The 15,379-nt window shown below is 66.6% G+C and carries 14 protein-coding genes; 12 read left to right on the plus strand and 2 right to left on the minus strand.

The features are described from left to right. Positions 1–72 precede the first annotated feature (72 nt). Together ftsH and GC146_RS02505 are read left to right on the plus strand one after the other, a co-directional pair. Positions 73–1,989 (plus strand): ATP-dependent zinc metalloprotease FtsH, encoded by a 1,917-nt coding sequence (gene ftsH / locus GC146_RS02500; RefSeq protein ID WP_291833912.1) that lies wholly within the window; start codon positions 73–75, stop codon positions 1,987–1,989. Beyond that, positions 1,989–2,780 (plus strand): methyltransferase domain-containing protein, encoded by a 792-nt coding sequence (locus GC146_RS02505; protein WP_291833915.1) that lies wholly within the window; start codon positions 1,989–1,991, stop codon positions 2,778–2,780. Before ftsH ends, GC146_RS02505 begins: the two co-directional genes overlap by 1 nt. Before the next feature lie 4 nt (positions 2,781–2,784). Here the strand turns inward: GC146_RS02505 and GC146_RS02510 are convergent, their stop codons facing one another. Together GC146_RS02510 and katG are read right to left on the minus strand one after the other, a co-directional pair. Further along, a complete protein-coding gene (locus tag GC146_RS02510) occupies positions 2,785–3,894 on the minus strand; it encodes a class I SAM-dependent RNA methyltransferase (protein WP_291833918.1) in 1,110 nt (369 codons plus the stop codon). Positions 3,895–3,990: 96 nt separating this feature from the next. After that, on the minus strand, positions 3,991–6,195 hold the full coding sequence (katG, locus tag GC146_RS02515) for a catalase/peroxidase HPI (protein ID WP_291833921.1): 2,205 nt from the start codon (positions 6,193–6,195) through the stop codon (positions 3,991–3,993). 130 nt (positions 6,196–6,325) lie between these two features. Between katG and GC146_RS02520 the strand changes: the two genes are divergently transcribed. The 10 genes from GC146_RS02520 (at position 6,326) to GC146_RS02565 (ending at position 15,345) form a co-directional block, all read left to right on the plus strand. Beyond that, a complete protein-coding gene (locus tag GC146_RS02520; RefSeq protein WP_291835713.1) occupies positions 6,326–7,213 on the plus strand; it encodes a hydrogen peroxide-inducible genes activator in 888 nt (295 codons plus the stop codon). A 123-nt stretch (positions 7,214–7,336) separates the two neighbouring features. Next, the gene (locus GC146_RS02525) at positions 7,337–8,158 is read left to right on the plus strand and encodes a hypothetical protein (protein ID WP_291833923.1); all 822 of its coding nucleotides are present in this window, start codon (positions 7,337–7,339) and stop codon (positions 8,156–8,158) included. 180 nt (positions 8,159–8,338) lie between these two features. After that, a complete protein-coding gene (locus GC146_RS02530; protein ID WP_291833926.1) occupies positions 8,339–8,929 on the plus strand; it encodes a hypothetical protein in 591 nt (196 codons plus the stop codon). Positions 8,930–8,950: 21 nt separating this feature from the next. Then, a complete protein-coding gene (locus tag GC146_RS02535; RefSeq protein ID WP_291833930.1) occupies positions 8,951–9,145 on the plus strand; it encodes a hypothetical protein in 195 nt (64 codons plus the stop codon). A gap of 238 nt (positions 9,146–9,383) precedes the next feature. Next, positions 9,384–10,838 (plus strand): AAA family ATPase, encoded by a 1,455-nt coding sequence (locus GC146_RS02540; RefSeq protein WP_291833933.1) that lies wholly within the window; start codon positions 9,384–9,386, stop codon positions 10,836–10,838. A gap of 228 nt (positions 10,839–11,066) precedes the next feature. Then, on the plus strand, positions 11,067–12,587 hold the full coding sequence (locus GC146_RS02545) for a terminase large subunit (RefSeq protein ID WP_291833936.1): 1,521 nt from the start codon (positions 11,067–11,069) through the stop codon (positions 12,585–12,587). A gap of 65 nt (positions 12,588–12,652) precedes the next feature. Next, positions 12,653–12,889: an HNH endonuclease signature motif containing protein gene (locus tag GC146_RS02550; RefSeq protein ID WP_291833939.1), complete on the plus strand. Its 237-nt coding sequence runs from the start codon at positions 12,653–12,655 to the stop codon at positions 12,887–12,889. Positions 12,890–12,906: 17 nt separating this feature from the next. Then, the gene (locus tag GC146_RS02555) at positions 12,907–14,175 is read left to right on the plus strand and encodes a phage major capsid protein (protein ID WP_291833942.1); all 1,269 of its coding nucleotides are present in this window, start codon (positions 12,907–12,909) and stop codon (positions 14,173–14,175) included. Next, positions 14,175–14,789 carry an HK97 family phage prohead protease gene (locus GC146_RS02560; RefSeq protein ID WP_291833944.1) on the plus strand — a complete coding sequence of 205 codons (615 nt, stop codon included), beginning with the start codon at positions 14,175–14,177 and terminating at the stop codon, positions 14,787–14,789. The genes GC146_RS02555 and GC146_RS02560 overlap by 1 nt, the downstream gene beginning before the upstream one ends. A gap of 1 nt (position 14,790) precedes the next feature. Further along, a complete protein-coding gene (locus GC146_RS02565; protein ID WP_291833947.1) occupies positions 14,791–15,345 on the plus strand; it encodes a hypothetical protein in 555 nt (184 codons plus the stop codon). The last annotated feature ends 34 nt before the right edge of the window (positions 15,346–15,379 follow it).

Here is a 15,379-nt window from a genome sequence, read left to right on the forward strand (position 1 = left end):
TGATGTCTATTTTACTCCCCGAGGCGATGTGCGACACTTGCACTCGCCATCAGGCTTTCTGAGGAGTTCCACTTGGGCAACGCACGCAACATCGTCTTTTGGGTCGTCCTGTTCCTGCTGGTGCTGGCGCTGTTCAACCTGTTCAACGGCGGCCAGACCGCGATGAACACGTCACAGCGCAGCTATTCCGATTTTGTCGCAGCCGTGCAGAACGGTACGGTGACGCAGGTGACCGAGAATGGCGAGCAACTGATCTACCGCGGCAGCGATGGGCGTGACTACACCACGATCAAGCCGCAGGATGCCCAGATCACCGACCTGCTGCTGGAAAAGAAGATCCCGATCACTGCGAAAAGTCAGGAAACCAGTGGGTTGCAGACTTTCCTTGTCAGCCTGCTGCCGTTCCTTTTGCTGATCGGTGTCTGGGTCTACTTCATGAACCGGATGCAGGGTGGCGGACGTGGCGGTGCAATGGGCTTTGGAAAAAGCCGGGCAAAGCTTCTGACCGAAAAGCATGGCCGCGTCACGTTTGACGATGTGGCCGGCATCGACGAAGCCAAGGAAGAGCTGGAAGAGATTGTCGAGTTCCTGCGCAATCCGCAGAAGTTCTCGCGCCTTGGCGGCAAGATCCCGAAAGGCGCGCTGCTGGTCGGCCCGCCGGGGACTGGTAAGACGCTGTTGGCCCGTGCCATCGCGGGCGAGGCCGGCGTGCCGTTCTTCACCATCTCGGGCTCGGATTTCGTGGAAATGTTTGTTGGTGTGGGTGCCTCACGCGTACGTGACATGTTCGAACAGGCCAAGAAGAACGCGCCCTGCATCGTGTTCATCGACGAGATCGACGCCGTGGGCCGGTCGCGTGGCGTCGGCTATGGCGGCGGCAATGACGAGCGCGAGCAGACGCTGAACCAGCTTCTGGTCGAAATGGACGGGTTCGAGGCCAACGAGGGCATCATCATCGTCGCGGCCACCAACCGGCCCGACGTGCTGGACCCTGCGCTGCTGCGTCCCGGCCGGTTCGACCGTCAGGTCACCGTGCCCAACCCCGATATCAAGGGCCGCGAAAAGATCCTCGGCGTGCATGCCCGCAAGGTGCCGCTGGGCCCCGATGTGGACCTGCGCATCATCGCGCGCGGGACGCCCGGCTTCTCGGGTGCGGATCTCGCCAACCTCGTGAACGAGGCGGCGCTGATGGCCGCGCGTGTCGGCCGCCGGTTCGTCACGATGATCGATTTCGAATCCGCCAAGGACAAGGTGATGATGGGTGCCGAGCGGCGCAGCATGGTCATGTCCGAGGACGAGAAGAAGCTGACCGCCTATCATGAGGCGGGCCATGCCATCGTCGGCCTGAACGTCCCGCAGCATGATCCGATCCACAAGGCCACGATCATTCCGCGCGGTCGCGCGCTTGGTCTCGTGCTCAGCCTGCCGGAACGGGATCAGTTGTCAGTGAGCTTTACCAAGTACACGTCCAAGATCGCCATGGCGATGGGCGGCAAGGTGGCCGAAGAGCTGATTTTCGGCAAAGAGAACGTGACCAGTGGTGCCACCAGCGATATCCAGCAGGTCACGAAGATTGCCCGTGCGATGGTCACCCAGTTCGGCATGTCCGACAAGATCGGTCACATCGACTATGCCAACGAACAGCAGTCCTACCTTGGCGCCTATGGCGGCGGGACCAACCATTCCGCCGAGACGCAGAAGCTGATCGACGAAGAGGTGCGCCGGATCATCGACGAGGGCTATGACACCGCCAAGCGTATCCTGACCGAGAAGCGGCAGGATCTGGAGCGGCTGGCGCAGGGCCTTCTGGAATACGAAACGCTGACCGGCTCCGAGATTACCCGTGTGATTGCCGGCGAACCGCTCAACCGTGATGACGGTGCCAGCGGCGCGCCACCCTCGGGCGGTTCGGCGGTGCCGTCGATCCCCAAGGCGGGGACCCGCAAGCCAAAACCTTCTGGCGGGATGGAGCCGGAGCCTTCGGCCTGATGGCAACCACCACACCGGACTGGAACCCCGAAACCTATGCCAGGTTTCGGGGTTTGCGTTTGCGACCCGCGCTGGACCTGCTGGCGCAGGTCGGAGAGGTGCCCGCGGGTGACATCGTGGACCTCGGCTGCGGCGACGGGGCGGTGGGCCCCGCGTTGCGGCTGCGCTGGCCCGACCGGCGGCTGGTGGGCATCGACGCCAGCCCGGCCATGCTGGCTGGCGCGCGCACATGCGGGGCCTATGACGCGCTGATCGAGGCCGATGCCGGCACGTGGCAGCCGGCCGCGCCCCCCGCGCTGATCTTTTCCAACGCGCTGCTGCACTGGCTGCCCGACCATGCCACGCTGCTGCCGCGGCTGGCAGGGCTACTGGCGCCCGGCGGCACGCTGGCGGTGCAGGTTCCCGGCCAGCACGATGCGCCCAGCCACGCGCTGTTGCGGCAGGTCGCGCGCGATCTGCGTCCTGACCTGTTCGACTTTTCTGCCTATGTTCCGCCGGTCGCGATGCCCGCCGATTACGCGCGCATGCTCGCTCCCCTGGGCACCGTCAGTGCGTGGGAAACGACCTATCTCCAGCGCCTGGCCCCGGTTCTGGCGCCGGTCGAGGACGGCCACCCGGTGCGCCGCTTCACGCAGTCCACCGCGATGCGCCCCTTCGTCGAGAAACTTGGCGACGACGCGGCGGACTTCGTGGCCGACTATGACGCGGCGCTGGCGCGGGTCTATCCGCCCGAACCCGATGGATCGGTCCTGTTCCCGTTCCGCCGCGTGTTCTTCGTGCTGACGGTCTGAGGGCTCAAGCCAGCGCCGCCGTGCGATAGAGCACCACCTTCAGCCCGCCATGGGCGATCGGCGGGCCGGGCGGCAGGAAGGGCAGGGCGGTGGCCTTGGCCAGCCCCGCGTCGGACGTGACGATGGCAACCCGCCACCCCGAAAACCGCTCTGCCAGCACCTTGCCCAGCGTCGCGTAAAGCCCGAAGAGCAGCTTGCGCTCGCCGATCCGCGCGCCGTAGGGCGGGTTGACGATGACAAGGCCGGGCGGCCCTTCGGGGCGCGCGAGATCGCTGATCGCGGCCCGGGTGAAGGTAATGCAGGGGGCGACGCCCGCGCGTTCGGCATTGGCCGTGGCCATGCGGATCGCGCCGCTGTCACGGTCGGAGCCGAAGAAGCGCGCGGGCGGCAGGACGGGCCGGGCGCTGCCGCGCAAGGCTTGCCACGCCGGGGCATCGAAGCTGGCCAGCTTTTCAAAGGCGAAGGTGCGCGCGCGGCCGGGGAAAAGCCCCGCTGCCATCTCGGCCGCCTCGATGGGAAAAGTGCCCGAGCCGCACATCGGATCGACCAGCGGTTCGGACCCGTCATAACCACAGGCGCGCAGCATCAGCGCGGCCATCGTCTCGCGCATGGGTGCCTTGCCCACGGCCTGTTTCAGCCCGCGCCGGTGCAACGGCTCGCCCGAGGTGTCGATGCTGAAGGTGCACAGGTCATCCTCGATCCGCACTTTCAGGGTCAGGCCCGCCTCCGGCGTGGTGGTGAACCCCGCCGCCTGCAACCCGCCCTCGATACGCTGCTGCGCCGCGCCGGCGTGGTAGATGCGCGAGGCGCGCGTGCTGACCTCGACCTTCAGCGGCACATCGGGGCGCAGCGTGTCGGCCCAAGGAAACTTGCGCGCGCGCTTGTCGAGTTGCGCAAGGTGCATCGCGCGGAAGCTACCGATGCGCGCCAGTACGCGCGCGGCCCCGCGCAACATCAGGTTGGCGCGCCAGACATCTGGCCAGCCGCCGGTGACGGTGACGCCCCCCTCGGTCACGACCGGGTCGGCGAACCCTGCCGCGCGCGCCTCGTCGGCCAGCGCGGGTTCAAGGCCGGGTGGCGCGACGAGGAAGATGTCAAACGGGGCCATGTCCATCGGCCGGGCATAGCGCGATCCGCGCCCGCCTGCGAGGGGCAAAGAAAAACCGGCCGCAAGGGTGCCCCCGCGGCCGGTTCAAGATGTCAGCCCGCCTCAGGCGAGGTCGAAACGGTCGGCCTCCATCACCTTGGTCCATGCTGAGACGAAGTCGCACACGAACTTGCCCGCGGCGTCGTCCTCGGCATAGGCCTCGGCCAGCGCCCGCAGTTGCGAATTAGAGCCGAAGATCAGGTCAACCCGCGTCGCGGTCCACTTGATCTTGCCGGTCTTGCGGTCGCGCCCCTCGAAAGTGGACGCAGCATCGTCGGTGGGTGCCCAGACGGTGCCCATGTCCAGCAGGTTGACGAAGAAATCGGTCGTCAACGCGCCGGGCCGGTCGGTCAGCACGCCATGCGCGCTGCGGCCCGCATTGGCATCCATCGCGCGCATCCCGCCGACCAGAACGGTCATTTCCGGCGCGGTCAGCGTCAGCAGTTGCGCCTTGTCGACCAGCAGCTCCTCGGCCGAAACCGAGTAGGCTTTTTTCTGGTAGTTGCGGAAGCCGTCGGCGATGGGTTCCAGCACGGCGAAGCTTTCCACGTCGGTCTGCTCCGCGGTGGCGTCCGTCCGGCCGGGCCGGAACGGCACGGTCACGTCGATGCCGCCGGCCTTGGCCGCCTGTTCGACCCCGACATTGCCCGCCAGCACGATCAGGTCCGCGAGCGAGACCTTGGTCGCGCCCTTGGCGTTGAAGGCGTCGCGGATGCCGTCCAGCACGCTCAGCACCTTCGCCAACTGGTCGGGCTGGTTGACCTCCCAGTCCTTCTGCGGCGCAAGACGGATGCGCGCGCCATTGGCGCCGCCCCGCTTGTCCGACCCGCGAAAGGTCGAGGCCGAGGCCCACGCGGTGCCGACCATGTCCTGCACCGACAGGCCCGATTTGGCGATCTCGGCCTTCAGGGCGGTGATGTCGGCCTCGCCCACCAGCGGGTGGTCGACGGCCGGGACAGGGTCCTGCCAGATCAGGTCCTCGGCGGGCACTTCCGGCCCGAGGTAGCGCGCCTTCGGCCCCATGTCGCGGTGGGTCAGCTTGAACCACGCGCGGGCGAAGGCATCGGCGAACTCGTCGGGGTTGGCATGGAAATGGCGCGAGATCTTCTCGTAGGCCGGGTCCATGCGCATCGCCATGTCGGCGGTCGTCATGATGATGCGGTGCGTGCGCTCGCCGGTTTCGGGATCGGGCGCGTGGTCCTCGGGCTTGAGGTTTTTCGGCGTCCACTGGTTGGCGCCTGCGGGACTTTTGACCAGCTCCCACTCGTAGCCGAAGAGCACGTCGAAATAGCCCATGTCCCACTGGGTCGGGTTGGGCGTCCATGCGCCCTCGATGCCGCTGGTGATGGCGTCGCGGCCCTTGCCGGAACCGTAGGAAGACAGCCAGCCAAGCCCCATCGCCTCGATCGGGGCGGCCTCGGGCTCGGGACCCACAAGCGCGGCATCGCCCGCACCGTGGGTCTTGCCGAAGGTGTGGCCGCCCGCGGTCAGCGCGACGGTTTCATAATCGTCCATCGCCATGCGGGCGAAAGTCTCGCGGATGTCGCGCGCCGAGGCCAGAGGATCGGGGTTGCCGTCGGGGCCTTCGGGGTTGACGTAGATCAGGCCCATCTGCACGGCGGCCAGCGGATCTTCCAGATCACGCTCGCCCGAATAGCGGCTGTTGGGCTTGTCAGAGGTCGCCAGCCATTCCGTTTCGGCGCCCCAGTAGACATCCTCTTCCGGTTCCCAGATATCGGCACGCCCGCCGCCAAAGCCGAAGGTCTTGAACCCCATCTGCTCCAGCGCGACGTTGCCGGCAAGGATGATCAGGTCGGCCCAGGAAATGGCGTTGCCATACTTGCGCTTGATCGGCCAAAGCAGCCGCCGCGCCTTGTCGAGGTTGCCGTTGTCGGGCCACGAGTTCAGCGGCGCGAACCTTTGTGCGCCCGCGCCCGCGCCCCCGCGCCCGTCGCCGGTGCGGTAGGTGCCCGCGCTGTGCCACGCCATGCGGATGAACAGGCCGCCGTAATTGCCGTAATCGGCCGGCCACCAGTCCTGCGAGTCCGTCAGAAGGGCCGTCAGATCGGCCTTGAGCGCGGTATAGTCCAGCTTGCCGAACGCCTTGGCGTAGTCGAACTCTGTGTCCATCGGGCTGACCAGCGCCGAATTCTGGTGCAGGATTCGCAGGTTCAACTGGTTCGGCCACCAGTCGCTGTTCGAGCGCGCGCCGAAGGTCGTCGTCGCGCCATGCATGACCGGGCATTTGCCCATGTCGTTTCCGTCCATTCTCTGGTCCTCCTGATTACGCTGCATGAAGGCAGGCGGGGCCCGTCAGGCCCCGTGTCTGGGGGGACCCTAACAAAGGCAGTTCATTAGTTTAAGTTGAATCTACTGATCGAGACGATAAGCTCACCTTATCATGAGCCTGACCCTCAAGCAGTTGCGTTATGTCGAGGCACTGGCCCAACATGGCCATTTCGGCCGGGCGGCGGAGACTTGCGCAATCTCGCAACCGGCGCTGTCGATGCAGGTCCGCGACCTTGAGGAGCGGCTGGGTGCGGCGTTGTTCGAACGCGGCGCGCGCGGTGTCAGCCTCAGCCCCTTCGGGTCCGAATTCCTTGAGCGGGCGCGCGATATCCTGCGCGCGGTGGACGAGCTGGAGGATCTGGCCCGTGCCGCGCAGGGGCAGCTGGCCGGACGGCTGCGGCTCGGGGTGATCCCCACCATCGCGCCCTACCTGCTGCCGGGCTTTCTTGGGCGATTGATGCGCAGCCATGCCGATCTGGACATTCACGTGCGCGAAACCCTGACGCCGAGGCTGATCCGCGAGCTGGACGAGGGGCGCCTCGACACCGCCATCGTCGCGCTGCCGGTATCCGAGCCATGGCTGACAGAGATGCCGCTTTTTTCCGAGAACTTCCTTCTGGTGCGTCCATTGGCCGAGGCCAACCTGCCTGTGCCTGACCGCGAGTCGTTGCGCGAAATGCGGCTGCTCTTGCTGGAAGAGGGGCATTGCTTTCGCGACCAGGCCCTGTCGTTCTGCAACCTTCACGCCAGTGCACCGCGGGAATTGTTGGATGGCAGCTCTCTCTCGACGCTGGTGCAGATGGTGGGTGCGGGCATCGGGGTGACGTTGATCCCGGAAATGGCCGTGGCGGTGGAAACCCGATCGGCCCCGGTGGCCACGGCGCGCTTTCCCGCGCCCGAGCCCAGCCGCACTATTGGCATGGTTTGGCGCAAGACTAATCCGCTTGCCCCGCAGTTACAGCAAGTGGCCGAGGTGCTGCGCGAAGCGGCCGGGTGACATGCCGCGAGGGGCCCGCCAGGCCGGGCTTTAAAATATTCGTAATTTGACATACGTCAACGTTGGCCGCCGTCGGCAGCCCTAATTTTGATTCGTGTTCGTTTAACCAGTGAGGGAGTCGTCATGACGATCCAAACCAAATCCCGCCGTACCCGACTCGTCGCCTCTGCCATCGCGCTCAGCGTCGCGCTCGGCACGGGCGTGGCGCTAAGCGCATGGTCGCTCGGCGCCGGTCCTGTTCAGGCCCAGACCCAAGGCAATGGCAACCAGGGCGCCACCAACGGCCAGGGTGGCACCGGCGGCGGTGTCAACCAGGGCAATAACGGCAACCAGGGTGCCAATAAAGGCGGCGAAGAGCACTCCGATAGCGGCAGCGAGGAGGGTGGCAAGGGCCCGATGGCCGGTCAGGGCGGCCCCGGCGAGGACAGCGATGGCAAGGGTCCGCAGGCCGGCGCGCAAGGCGACAATGGCGGCGGCAAGCCGATCTGGGCGCAGGAGGGCATCCCCGAGGTCGAACTGGGTCGGCTGAACGTGGCCCGTTCGCCCGGCGCGGTGCTCGACCGGGCTTATGAAGAGGCGCTTGCCTCGCTCACGCCCGAGATGGCGTCGTTTTACAGCCTCAGCGAAGACGACATGATCATGCAGTTGTCGACCGCGTTCGACACGGTCAGCTACATCGACTCGCCGTTGCAGAACCTTGCCCTGCTAAAGGACGCGCTGGACGGCAGCTCCGTTCTTAACACCGTGCCGGGCATCAGCAACAATACCGACCTGCTGCAGGCCGTGTTCCTTGGCACCGCCTCGGACAAGACTGTACCGATCTCGCCCGACACCGTGACGGCCGTGACCACGATCCTTGGCACGCCCGTCACCGGCGCGGCCGCCGTGGCCCTTGCCATCGAGGCCGAGAAGATCCGCATCGCGATCCTCGCCGGTCACGGCTGATCTGACGATTAGCAACGGCGCCGGCCCTGCCTTCGTGGCGGGGCCGGCGTCATCACGAAAGTGGCGAGGCTGCAACGGCCCGATTCGCCCAAGAAACGAGCACGTTGCCAGATCGCCCGCCGATTCGTATCACGGAACGCAAATATCCTGTTCCGTTCATATCAGCAGCGAGGTTACGCAATGAAATTCCTTCCCGGCATCGCTGTTGTCGCAGCCCTTTCGGGCTCGTGCATGCTCCCCGTCGCTGCAAGTGCCGATGGCGCGCCAATCCTTGGTGGCAACCCCGCCAGCGTGACCTACGGCCCCTATGCGCGCGTCGAACTGGGCGCTGCGATGGCCAGCTTCGGCGATGCTTACTGGCTGCCGCCCAACTACCCCACCGACCCGAAGGTCGTGTTCGATCTGGGCGACGGTCATCCCGGCTTTGGCAGCATTGCGCTGGGCCATGACTGGATGAACGGGTTTCGCGCCGACGTGGGCCTTGTCATGACCGGCAAGTCCGGCCTGGCAGGCCCCTGGTCCTATACCGACCCGTCCACGCCCGGCCCCCATGCCGACATCACCGGTGGCGCAGTCCACACCACTGCCGTGATGGCAAGCCTGTTCTATTCGCCGCTGGAACAGCGCGGCAGCAGCGCCCGGGTGCAGCCCTTCCTCGTGGGCGGCGTCGGCTTTGCCAGCAACGCCGTCGACGACTGGACCCGCACCAATTTTACCGCGCCACGCGACGATCGCACCTTTTCCGGCGCGACAACGTCATCTTTCGCCTGATCACTGGGCGCAGGCGTGTCGATGCAATTGACCCCACCGGGCAAGCCGCCAGTGATCCTTGAAATCGCCTATCGCTATTATGATTTCGGCACCGCCCAAGGCGGCACCGACGTTGTCGCCGGCGGCGGCGCCTCGACACCGGTTCAAGGCCTGACCTTCCATAATACCGATCAGGTGCTGTCGGTCAGCCTGCGGATCCCGCTGACGCGGTATTGACGGTGAAACAGGGGAAACGTGGCAGCCCGTAGGGTTGTCACATTTTCAAGCAAAATCAACGAACTAGCCCGTCCAACTGGGCTTAACCCCCCATTGAAACGAAAGCGGAATTTTCGCTTTTGTCCAACACTTCCGCGCCCCTGCGGCGTGAAAAACCCCGGTGCGCTGGCGGGCGCGACCGGGGCTGGATTTGTGTCTGCTGAAAACACCTGCGCCATTGTAGCGCGGGGGGATGGTCATGGCAATGCTTGATCATCGCGGGTTCGACCTTTCCGACCTTTCGCTGTCCCGGCCCGAGGCGATCGACGCCTGGTTCCCGGCCCTGGGCCTGCCCGACACGGTGCAGCACGCGCCCGGCCAGTGGTCGGCGCTGGCGACGTGGCCCGGCGACCGGATGATTTTCTCCGACGAAACCGAGGGCGAGCTTGTCATGTGGCCCGATCATCGGCCGCACCGCGTGCAGGTCGAGTTTTCGGGCGACGTGCTGTGCGAGGGCATGGAGCGGCTCATCTGGGCGCCTGCGGAATTCGTGGCGCTGGCGATGGCCATGCGCGACGATGACGATTACCTCGACGAGGACCGCGCGCGGGCCTGGGTGGCGAACCTGCGGGGCACGCCCGAGCCTGTGGCGCCGTCGCCGTGGCGCTCTGCGGCCGATCTTGCCGGCGTGCCGGTGCCCGATCGGCGCTGGCTGATCGAGGGCCTTGTGCCCGATCGTAACGTGACCCTACTGACCGGCGACGGCGGGACGGGCAAGTCGCTGCTGGCGCTTCAAATGGCCGTTGCCGTGGCGACCGGCGCCGAATGGCTTGGCCAGCCGGTGCGCGCGGGCCGGGCCGTGGTCGTGTCGGCCGAGGATGACGCGGACGAGGTGCATCGCCGCTTGCATGGCATCGCGCTGGGGCTTGGCATGGGCCTTGGCGACATGCCTCGGCTTGTGTTCCGTTCGCTGGTCGGTGAGGGCGCGCTGCTGGCCGAGAAGGGCCGCACGGGCTTCAAGCCTACTGCCCTGCTGGCCGAGATCGAGGCGGCGGCCGAGGGGGCGCGCCTGGTGGTGCTGGACACGCTCGCGAATTTTTATCCCGGCGACGAGAACGACCGCGCGCAGACGACGCATTTCGTTGACCTGATCAAGGGCGTGGCCCTGCGCGCCCGCTGCGCCGTTCTGTTGCTCGCGCATCCGTCCAAGTCGGCAATGGACAACGGCGCGGGCTACTCGGGGAACACCGCGTGGAACAACGCCGTCCGGTCCCGCCTGTACCTCAAGCGAATCACGCGGCAGGACGGGGCCGAGGTGATCGAGCCAGACCCGGACGCCCGCGTGCTGCGCACCATGAAGGCGAACTACGGGCGCGCCGCCGGCGAGATGTCGCTGTCGTGGTGCGGCGGCCTTTTCGTGCCTTCCGCGCCCGAGACAAGCCTTGATCGGGCAGCCGCGAACGCGAAGGCCGATCGGGTGTTTCTGGCGCTGCTGGACGCCCGCGAGGCGAGCGGCCGGCACGTCTCTCACAATCCCGGCCCGACCTACGCCCCGGCAGTTTTCGCGCGCGACGACGAGGCCGAGGGGCTTACCAAGCGGGCCCTTGCGGCGGCTATGGAGAGGCTCTTCGCGGCCGGCCGGATCGTGATCAAGACGCACGGATCGGGCGCTAAGGCACGCTCGCATATCGGCCGTGGAGGTGAGAATGAGTAAGGTGCAACTAGGGTGCAACCCCCGGTGCAACCCCCCGTGCAACGGGGGTGCGCGACATACCCCTTATACCCCTAGGGTGTTGCACCCCCCCGTTGCACGGGGGGAGGGTGCACACCTTGCCCGATCTGGCCGGGCGCTGGGTTTGGTCCCAATGCCCCGGCGTTTTTTGAGGGGGGGGTTCGGGGGGGGCGCTTTCCCTTTCGCGCTGCGCGGCACGGAGGCGGCGGCATGACCGGCAAGGCTTCAACCAAGGCGCTGAACTTTTTGTCCCGGCTTCGCATTCCCGAGGGGCCGAAGGCCGGCGAGCTGATGAAGCTGGCGCCGTTTCAAAAGCGGTTCGTCCGGGGCGCGCTGGCGGATGGCGTGAACGTCGCCGTCCTGTCGATCGGGCGCGGCAATGCCAAGACGGCGCTGTCGGCCGGGGTCGCCTTGGGCGCGGTGATGGGGAAATGGGACGCGCAGCCTCGGCGGGAAATCCTGATCGCAGCGCGGACGCGGGATCAGGCGCGGATTGCCTTCGATTTCGTCGTCGGCTTCATTCGCGGGCTGGCCGAGGCCGAGCAGGAACAATTCACGGTGCGGCGCTCGCCCCGGCTGGAGATCGAATTCGAGGGCGACGGCGGCGGGCACGTGATCAGGGCGATTGCGGCCGATGGCAAGACGGCGCTCGGGTCCGCGCCGACGCTGGTCCTGATGGACGAGCGGGGACATTGGGCCAAGGATCAGGGCGACGCCCTCGAACATGCCCTTCTCTCGGGCATGGGCAAGCGCGGCGGGCGGGCGCTGATCATCTCGACCAGCGCAGCCGATGACGCGCATCCGTTTTCCGTTTGGCTCGATCAGGATCAGCCGGGCGTCTACCGACAGGAACACCGGCCCGCGCCCGGCCTGCCTGCGGACGATATTGCCAGTCTGAAAGAGGCGAACCCCGGCGCCGAATTCGGGATCGGCTCTAACCTGGAATGGCTGCAAGGGCAGGCGCGGCGGGCGATTGCGCGGGGTGGATCGACGCTGACGAGCTTCCGGCTCTACAACCGCAACGAACGCGTTTCGGCGGAAACGCGCGACGTTTTGCTGACCGTAGACGAATGGCTGTCCTGCGAAGTTGACGCCTTGCCACCGCGCCAAGGCGGGGTTGTGATCGGGATCGACCTTGGCGGCAGTGCCAGCATGACCGCAGCGGCGTTCTACTGGCCCGTGACCGGCCGAGTCGAGGCGCGCGGGTGGTTCCCCTCGCAACCGGGACTTCTCGACCGTGGGCAAGCTGATGGCGTCGGAAGCCGATATTCCGAAATGAGCGAACGGGGCGAGCTCACAACGCTGGGCGCGGCAACGGTGCCAGTCGCGGCTTGGCTGGGCGAGATTCTGCGCCACGTCGAAGGCGAGCAGATTACGGCGCTGGTGGCTGACCGATACAAGCAGGCCGAACTTGGCGAGGCGATGGACCGGGCCGGGGTTCGGTGTCCGATCGTCTGGCGCGGCATGGGATTCCGCGATGGCGGCGAGGACTTGGAAAGGTTCCGGCGCGCGGTCTTTGACGGCAAGGTTCTTTCGGCGCCGTCGCTGCTGTTGCGGTCCGCATTCGCGGACGCGGTTTGCCTTCGCGACCCGGCGAACAACCTGAAATTGGCGAAGGCACGATCGCTGGGCCGGATCGACGCGGCGGCGGCAACCGTTCTGGCGGTGGCCGAGGGCGCCCGCGTGACGGCCCGCCCGGCGCGGGCGGGCGGGGGGCTGGCATGGCTGTGAGTCGCAAGGACTACGCCGCGCACTCACGGCGCGTCACGAAATCGCCTCGCTGGAAGGCGCTGCGGATGCAGGCGCTGGACCGCGACGGCTGGCAATGCGTCCAGTGCGGCGAGCGCCGCCGGCTGGAAGTGGATCACATCCTGCCCGTCCGCGATCGGCCGGACCTCAGCTTTTCCCTGTCAAATCTCCAATGCCTATGCGGGCGGTGTCATTCGCGAAAGACGCGGATCGAGATCGGCCTGGGGCAACCAAATCCCGCCCGGCAGGCCTGGCGGCAACTGGTCCGAATGGGCCGTAATTGAGCAGAAAGGATGAACGAATGCTCGAAAGTGTGAAGATCGCCCGGCGTCAGTCGGAAATCCGCCAGAGCCTTGCGGCCCTGGTCGGAAAAGAGAGCGCGACCGAAGACGAGGTGCGCAAGATCGAGGAGCTCGACCGGGAATTCCGGTCGAACGAAACCCGGTATCGGGGCGCCCTGATCGCTGAGGATCAGGAGCGGCGCGAGGCCGGCGACGAGCTGGAAACGCGAAGCGACAAGGAATGGGCCGAGATGATGGCCGGCTTCGAACTGCGCCAGGTCGCGCTTGCCCTGGACGAGGGCCGGCAGCTCGACGGCAAGACCGCGGAAATCGTGCAGGAACTGCGCGCCGCCGGCGGGTTCCGGGGTATCCCGGTCCCGTGGGCCGCGCTGGAACGCCGGGCCGGCGAGACCGTCGCCAGTGGCACGCCTGACCCGATCGGCACGCGGCCGATCATCGATCGCCTTTTCGCCCAGTCGGCGGCGTCCCGCATGGGCGCGCAGATGATCGCGATCGATTCCGGCGCGGTCGAATGGCCGGTGACGACTTCGAGCGTAGCGGCCGGTTGGGCCGATGGCGAGACGGCGAGCGTGGCCGGCCCGAGCGTCTACGCGACGACCGATCGGCCCTTGAAGCCCGAGCAGACGCTGGGCATCACGATGAAGGTCACGCGCAAGGCGATGAAGCAAACGGGCAGCGCGCTGGAGGCGGCCATTCGCCGGGACATGAACGGCGCGATCGGCGAGGCGCTCGACAGGGCGATTTTCCTCGGTTCGGGCAGCTCGGGCGAGCCTTTGGGCGTGGTCGCCGGCGCGGCGACCTACGGCATCACGTCGACTGCCTTCGACGCCGCGGCGAGCTATTCGGCGTTCCGGGCGGCGTTCGTGAGGTTCATGATCGCATCGGCGGCAAGCTCGCCGGCCGAAGTGCGGGTGCTGATCCGGCCGGAGATTTGGGACTACCTCGACGGCACGATCGCTTCCGGCAGCTCGACAACGTGGGAGTGGGATCGGCTTATCAAGGCGGTGGTCGCGGGCAACGTGACCATGAGCGCGAACGCCCTTGCCGCGCCGACCGGCTCGCCCGCCGCGGCATCGGCATTGCTGACGACCACGGCCGGCGGCGTGCCGCCGATCTTCGTCGGGACGTGGGGCGCGATCGACATGATCCGCGACCCCTATTCGGACGCGGCGTCGGGGGGCCTGCGGCTGACCGCGCTGGCGACGATGGACGTGACCGTCTCGCGGCCGGCTCAGCTCCAGCTCATCACTGGGCTTCAGGTGGCGTGATGGAGCAAGGCGGCGCGATCGGAGAGTTGGAACTCCGCCGGAAGGCCCGCGACGGATCGCGCCGCCTTCGCGGGAAATTTCCCTATAAAAAAAGGGCAATCCTGAGCGATGGGGGCCGCACCGGCCGGCCGCGTAAGGAAGAATTCGCGCCTCATGCTTTCGCGTGGCGCATCAATCAACCGGATCAGGATATTCATCTCCTGATCGGGCACGACTACGGCAAACCGTTGGCGTCGCGCAGCGCCGGGACGCTGGAAATTCACGACGCGGCCGACGCGGTTATTTTCGACGCGACGATCACGCCAGAGCTGCAAGGCGCTCAGTATGTCCAAGATTTCTTCGCGGGTTTTGTTGCCGGTCTGATCGGGGGAATTTCGCCGGGATTTCGCATCCCGCCCGAGAGGGTGGCGCCCAAGGCCGAGGTGACGACCGAAGAACCGCCGTCCGAGGGGATGGCACTGATCCGGACGATATTCGAGGCGCTTCTCTATGAATTCAGCATGGTGACGGTGCCGGCCTACAAAGACACCACGGTTGAGGAACGCGGCGGCCTGATCCTGCCGCCCGATCCGGCCGAGGGCTTGCGGCGATCTCTCACGCGATGGAGGGCCTGACATGACGACGACAATCAGTGAAACCGAGGCGGCTCCGATCGCCTATCCTGACCCGCCGGCGGGCCTGTCCACGGCTGCGGCGGCGCTCGATCCTGACGCAATCTGGGCGCGGATCGAAGCCTATATCACGACGCGTTGGACGGCGCGCGATGTGGTCTGGGTGGTCGAGGGCGCGGGGCTTTGGGCGCCGCCCCTGACGCCCGCGACGGTGGCGACTGTCGAGGTTTGGGCCGACGGCGCCTGGAGCGCGGTCACGCCCGAGGCTTCGCCGGTGGGCGGCTACGATTTCGCGGACGATAGCTGGTATCGCGTCACCGCCAGCGTCGGCGGCGGGACCGTTCCGGCCGCGGTCCTGGAGGCGTTCCGGCGGCTGGCCGAGTATTCTGCCGCGATCGGCGATTTCGGCATGATGCAGGGCAAAGCGGGGTCAAACTCGTTCACCGGAAAGGTCGGAGAGATCGAGGCCAGCGGGACGCGGGCGCCAATGTGGGCGGCGCGGGCGCTGCAACAATCCGGCGCGGCAGACCTGCTGCGCCGCTATCGGAGGGCTCAGTGATGTGGCCATTTCGCAAGCAAAAAAACGAAACTCG

Source organism: Limimaricola sp., assembly GCF_016125575.1.
Classification (GTDB): Bacteria; Pseudomonadota; Alphaproteobacteria; order Rhodobacterales; family Rhodobacteraceae; genus WGLM01.

What these genes read in the sequence shown, in the direction of transcription:
- GC146_RS02505 (WP_291833915.1), top strand. Translation starts at nt 1,989, where the DNA reads ATGGCAACCACCACACCGGACTGGAACCCCGAAACCTATGCCAGGTTT.
- GC146_RS02510 (WP_291833918.1), bottom strand. Translation starts at nt 3,894, where the DNA reads ATGGACATGGCCCCGTTTGACATCTTCCTCGTCGCGCCACCCGGCCTT.
- katG (WP_291833921.1), bottom strand. Translation starts at nt 6,195, where the DNA reads ATGGACGGAAACGACATGGGCAAATGCCCGGTCATGCATGGCGCGACG.
- GC146_RS02525 (WP_291833923.1), top strand. Translation starts at nt 7,337, where the DNA reads ATGACGATCCAAACCAAATCCCGCCGTACCCGACTCGTCGCCTCTGCC.
- GC146_RS02530 (WP_291833926.1), top strand. Translation starts at nt 8,339, where the DNA reads ATGAAATTCCTTCCCGGCATCGCTGTTGTCGCAGCCCTTTCGGGCTCG.
- GC146_RS02535 (WP_291833930.1), top strand. Translation starts at nt 8,951, where the DNA reads ATGCAATTGACCCCACCGGGCAAGCCGCCAGTGATCCTTGAAATCGCC.
- GC146_RS02540 (WP_291833933.1), top strand. Translation starts at nt 9,384, where the DNA reads ATGGCAATGCTTGATCATCGCGGGTTCGACCTTTCCGACCTTTCGCTG.
- GC146_RS02545 (WP_291833936.1), top strand. Translation starts at nt 11,067, where the DNA reads ATGACCGGCAAGGCTTCAACCAAGGCGCTGAACTTTTTGTCCCGGCTT.
- GC146_RS02550 (WP_291833939.1), top strand. Translation starts at nt 12,653, where the DNA reads ATGCAGGCGCTGGACCGCGACGGCTGGCAATGCGTCCAGTGCGGCGAG.
- GC146_RS02555 (WP_291833942.1), top strand. Translation starts at nt 12,907, where the DNA reads ATGCTCGAAAGTGTGAAGATCGCCCGGCGTCAGTCGGAAATCCGCCAG.
- GC146_RS02560 (WP_291833944.1), top strand. Translation starts at nt 14,175, where the DNA reads ATGGAGCAAGGCGGCGCGATCGGAGAGTTGGAACTCCGCCGGAAGGCC.
- GC146_RS02565 (WP_291833947.1), top strand. Translation starts at nt 14,791, where the DNA reads ATGACGACGACAATCAGTGAAACCGAGGCGGCTCCGATCGCCTATCCT.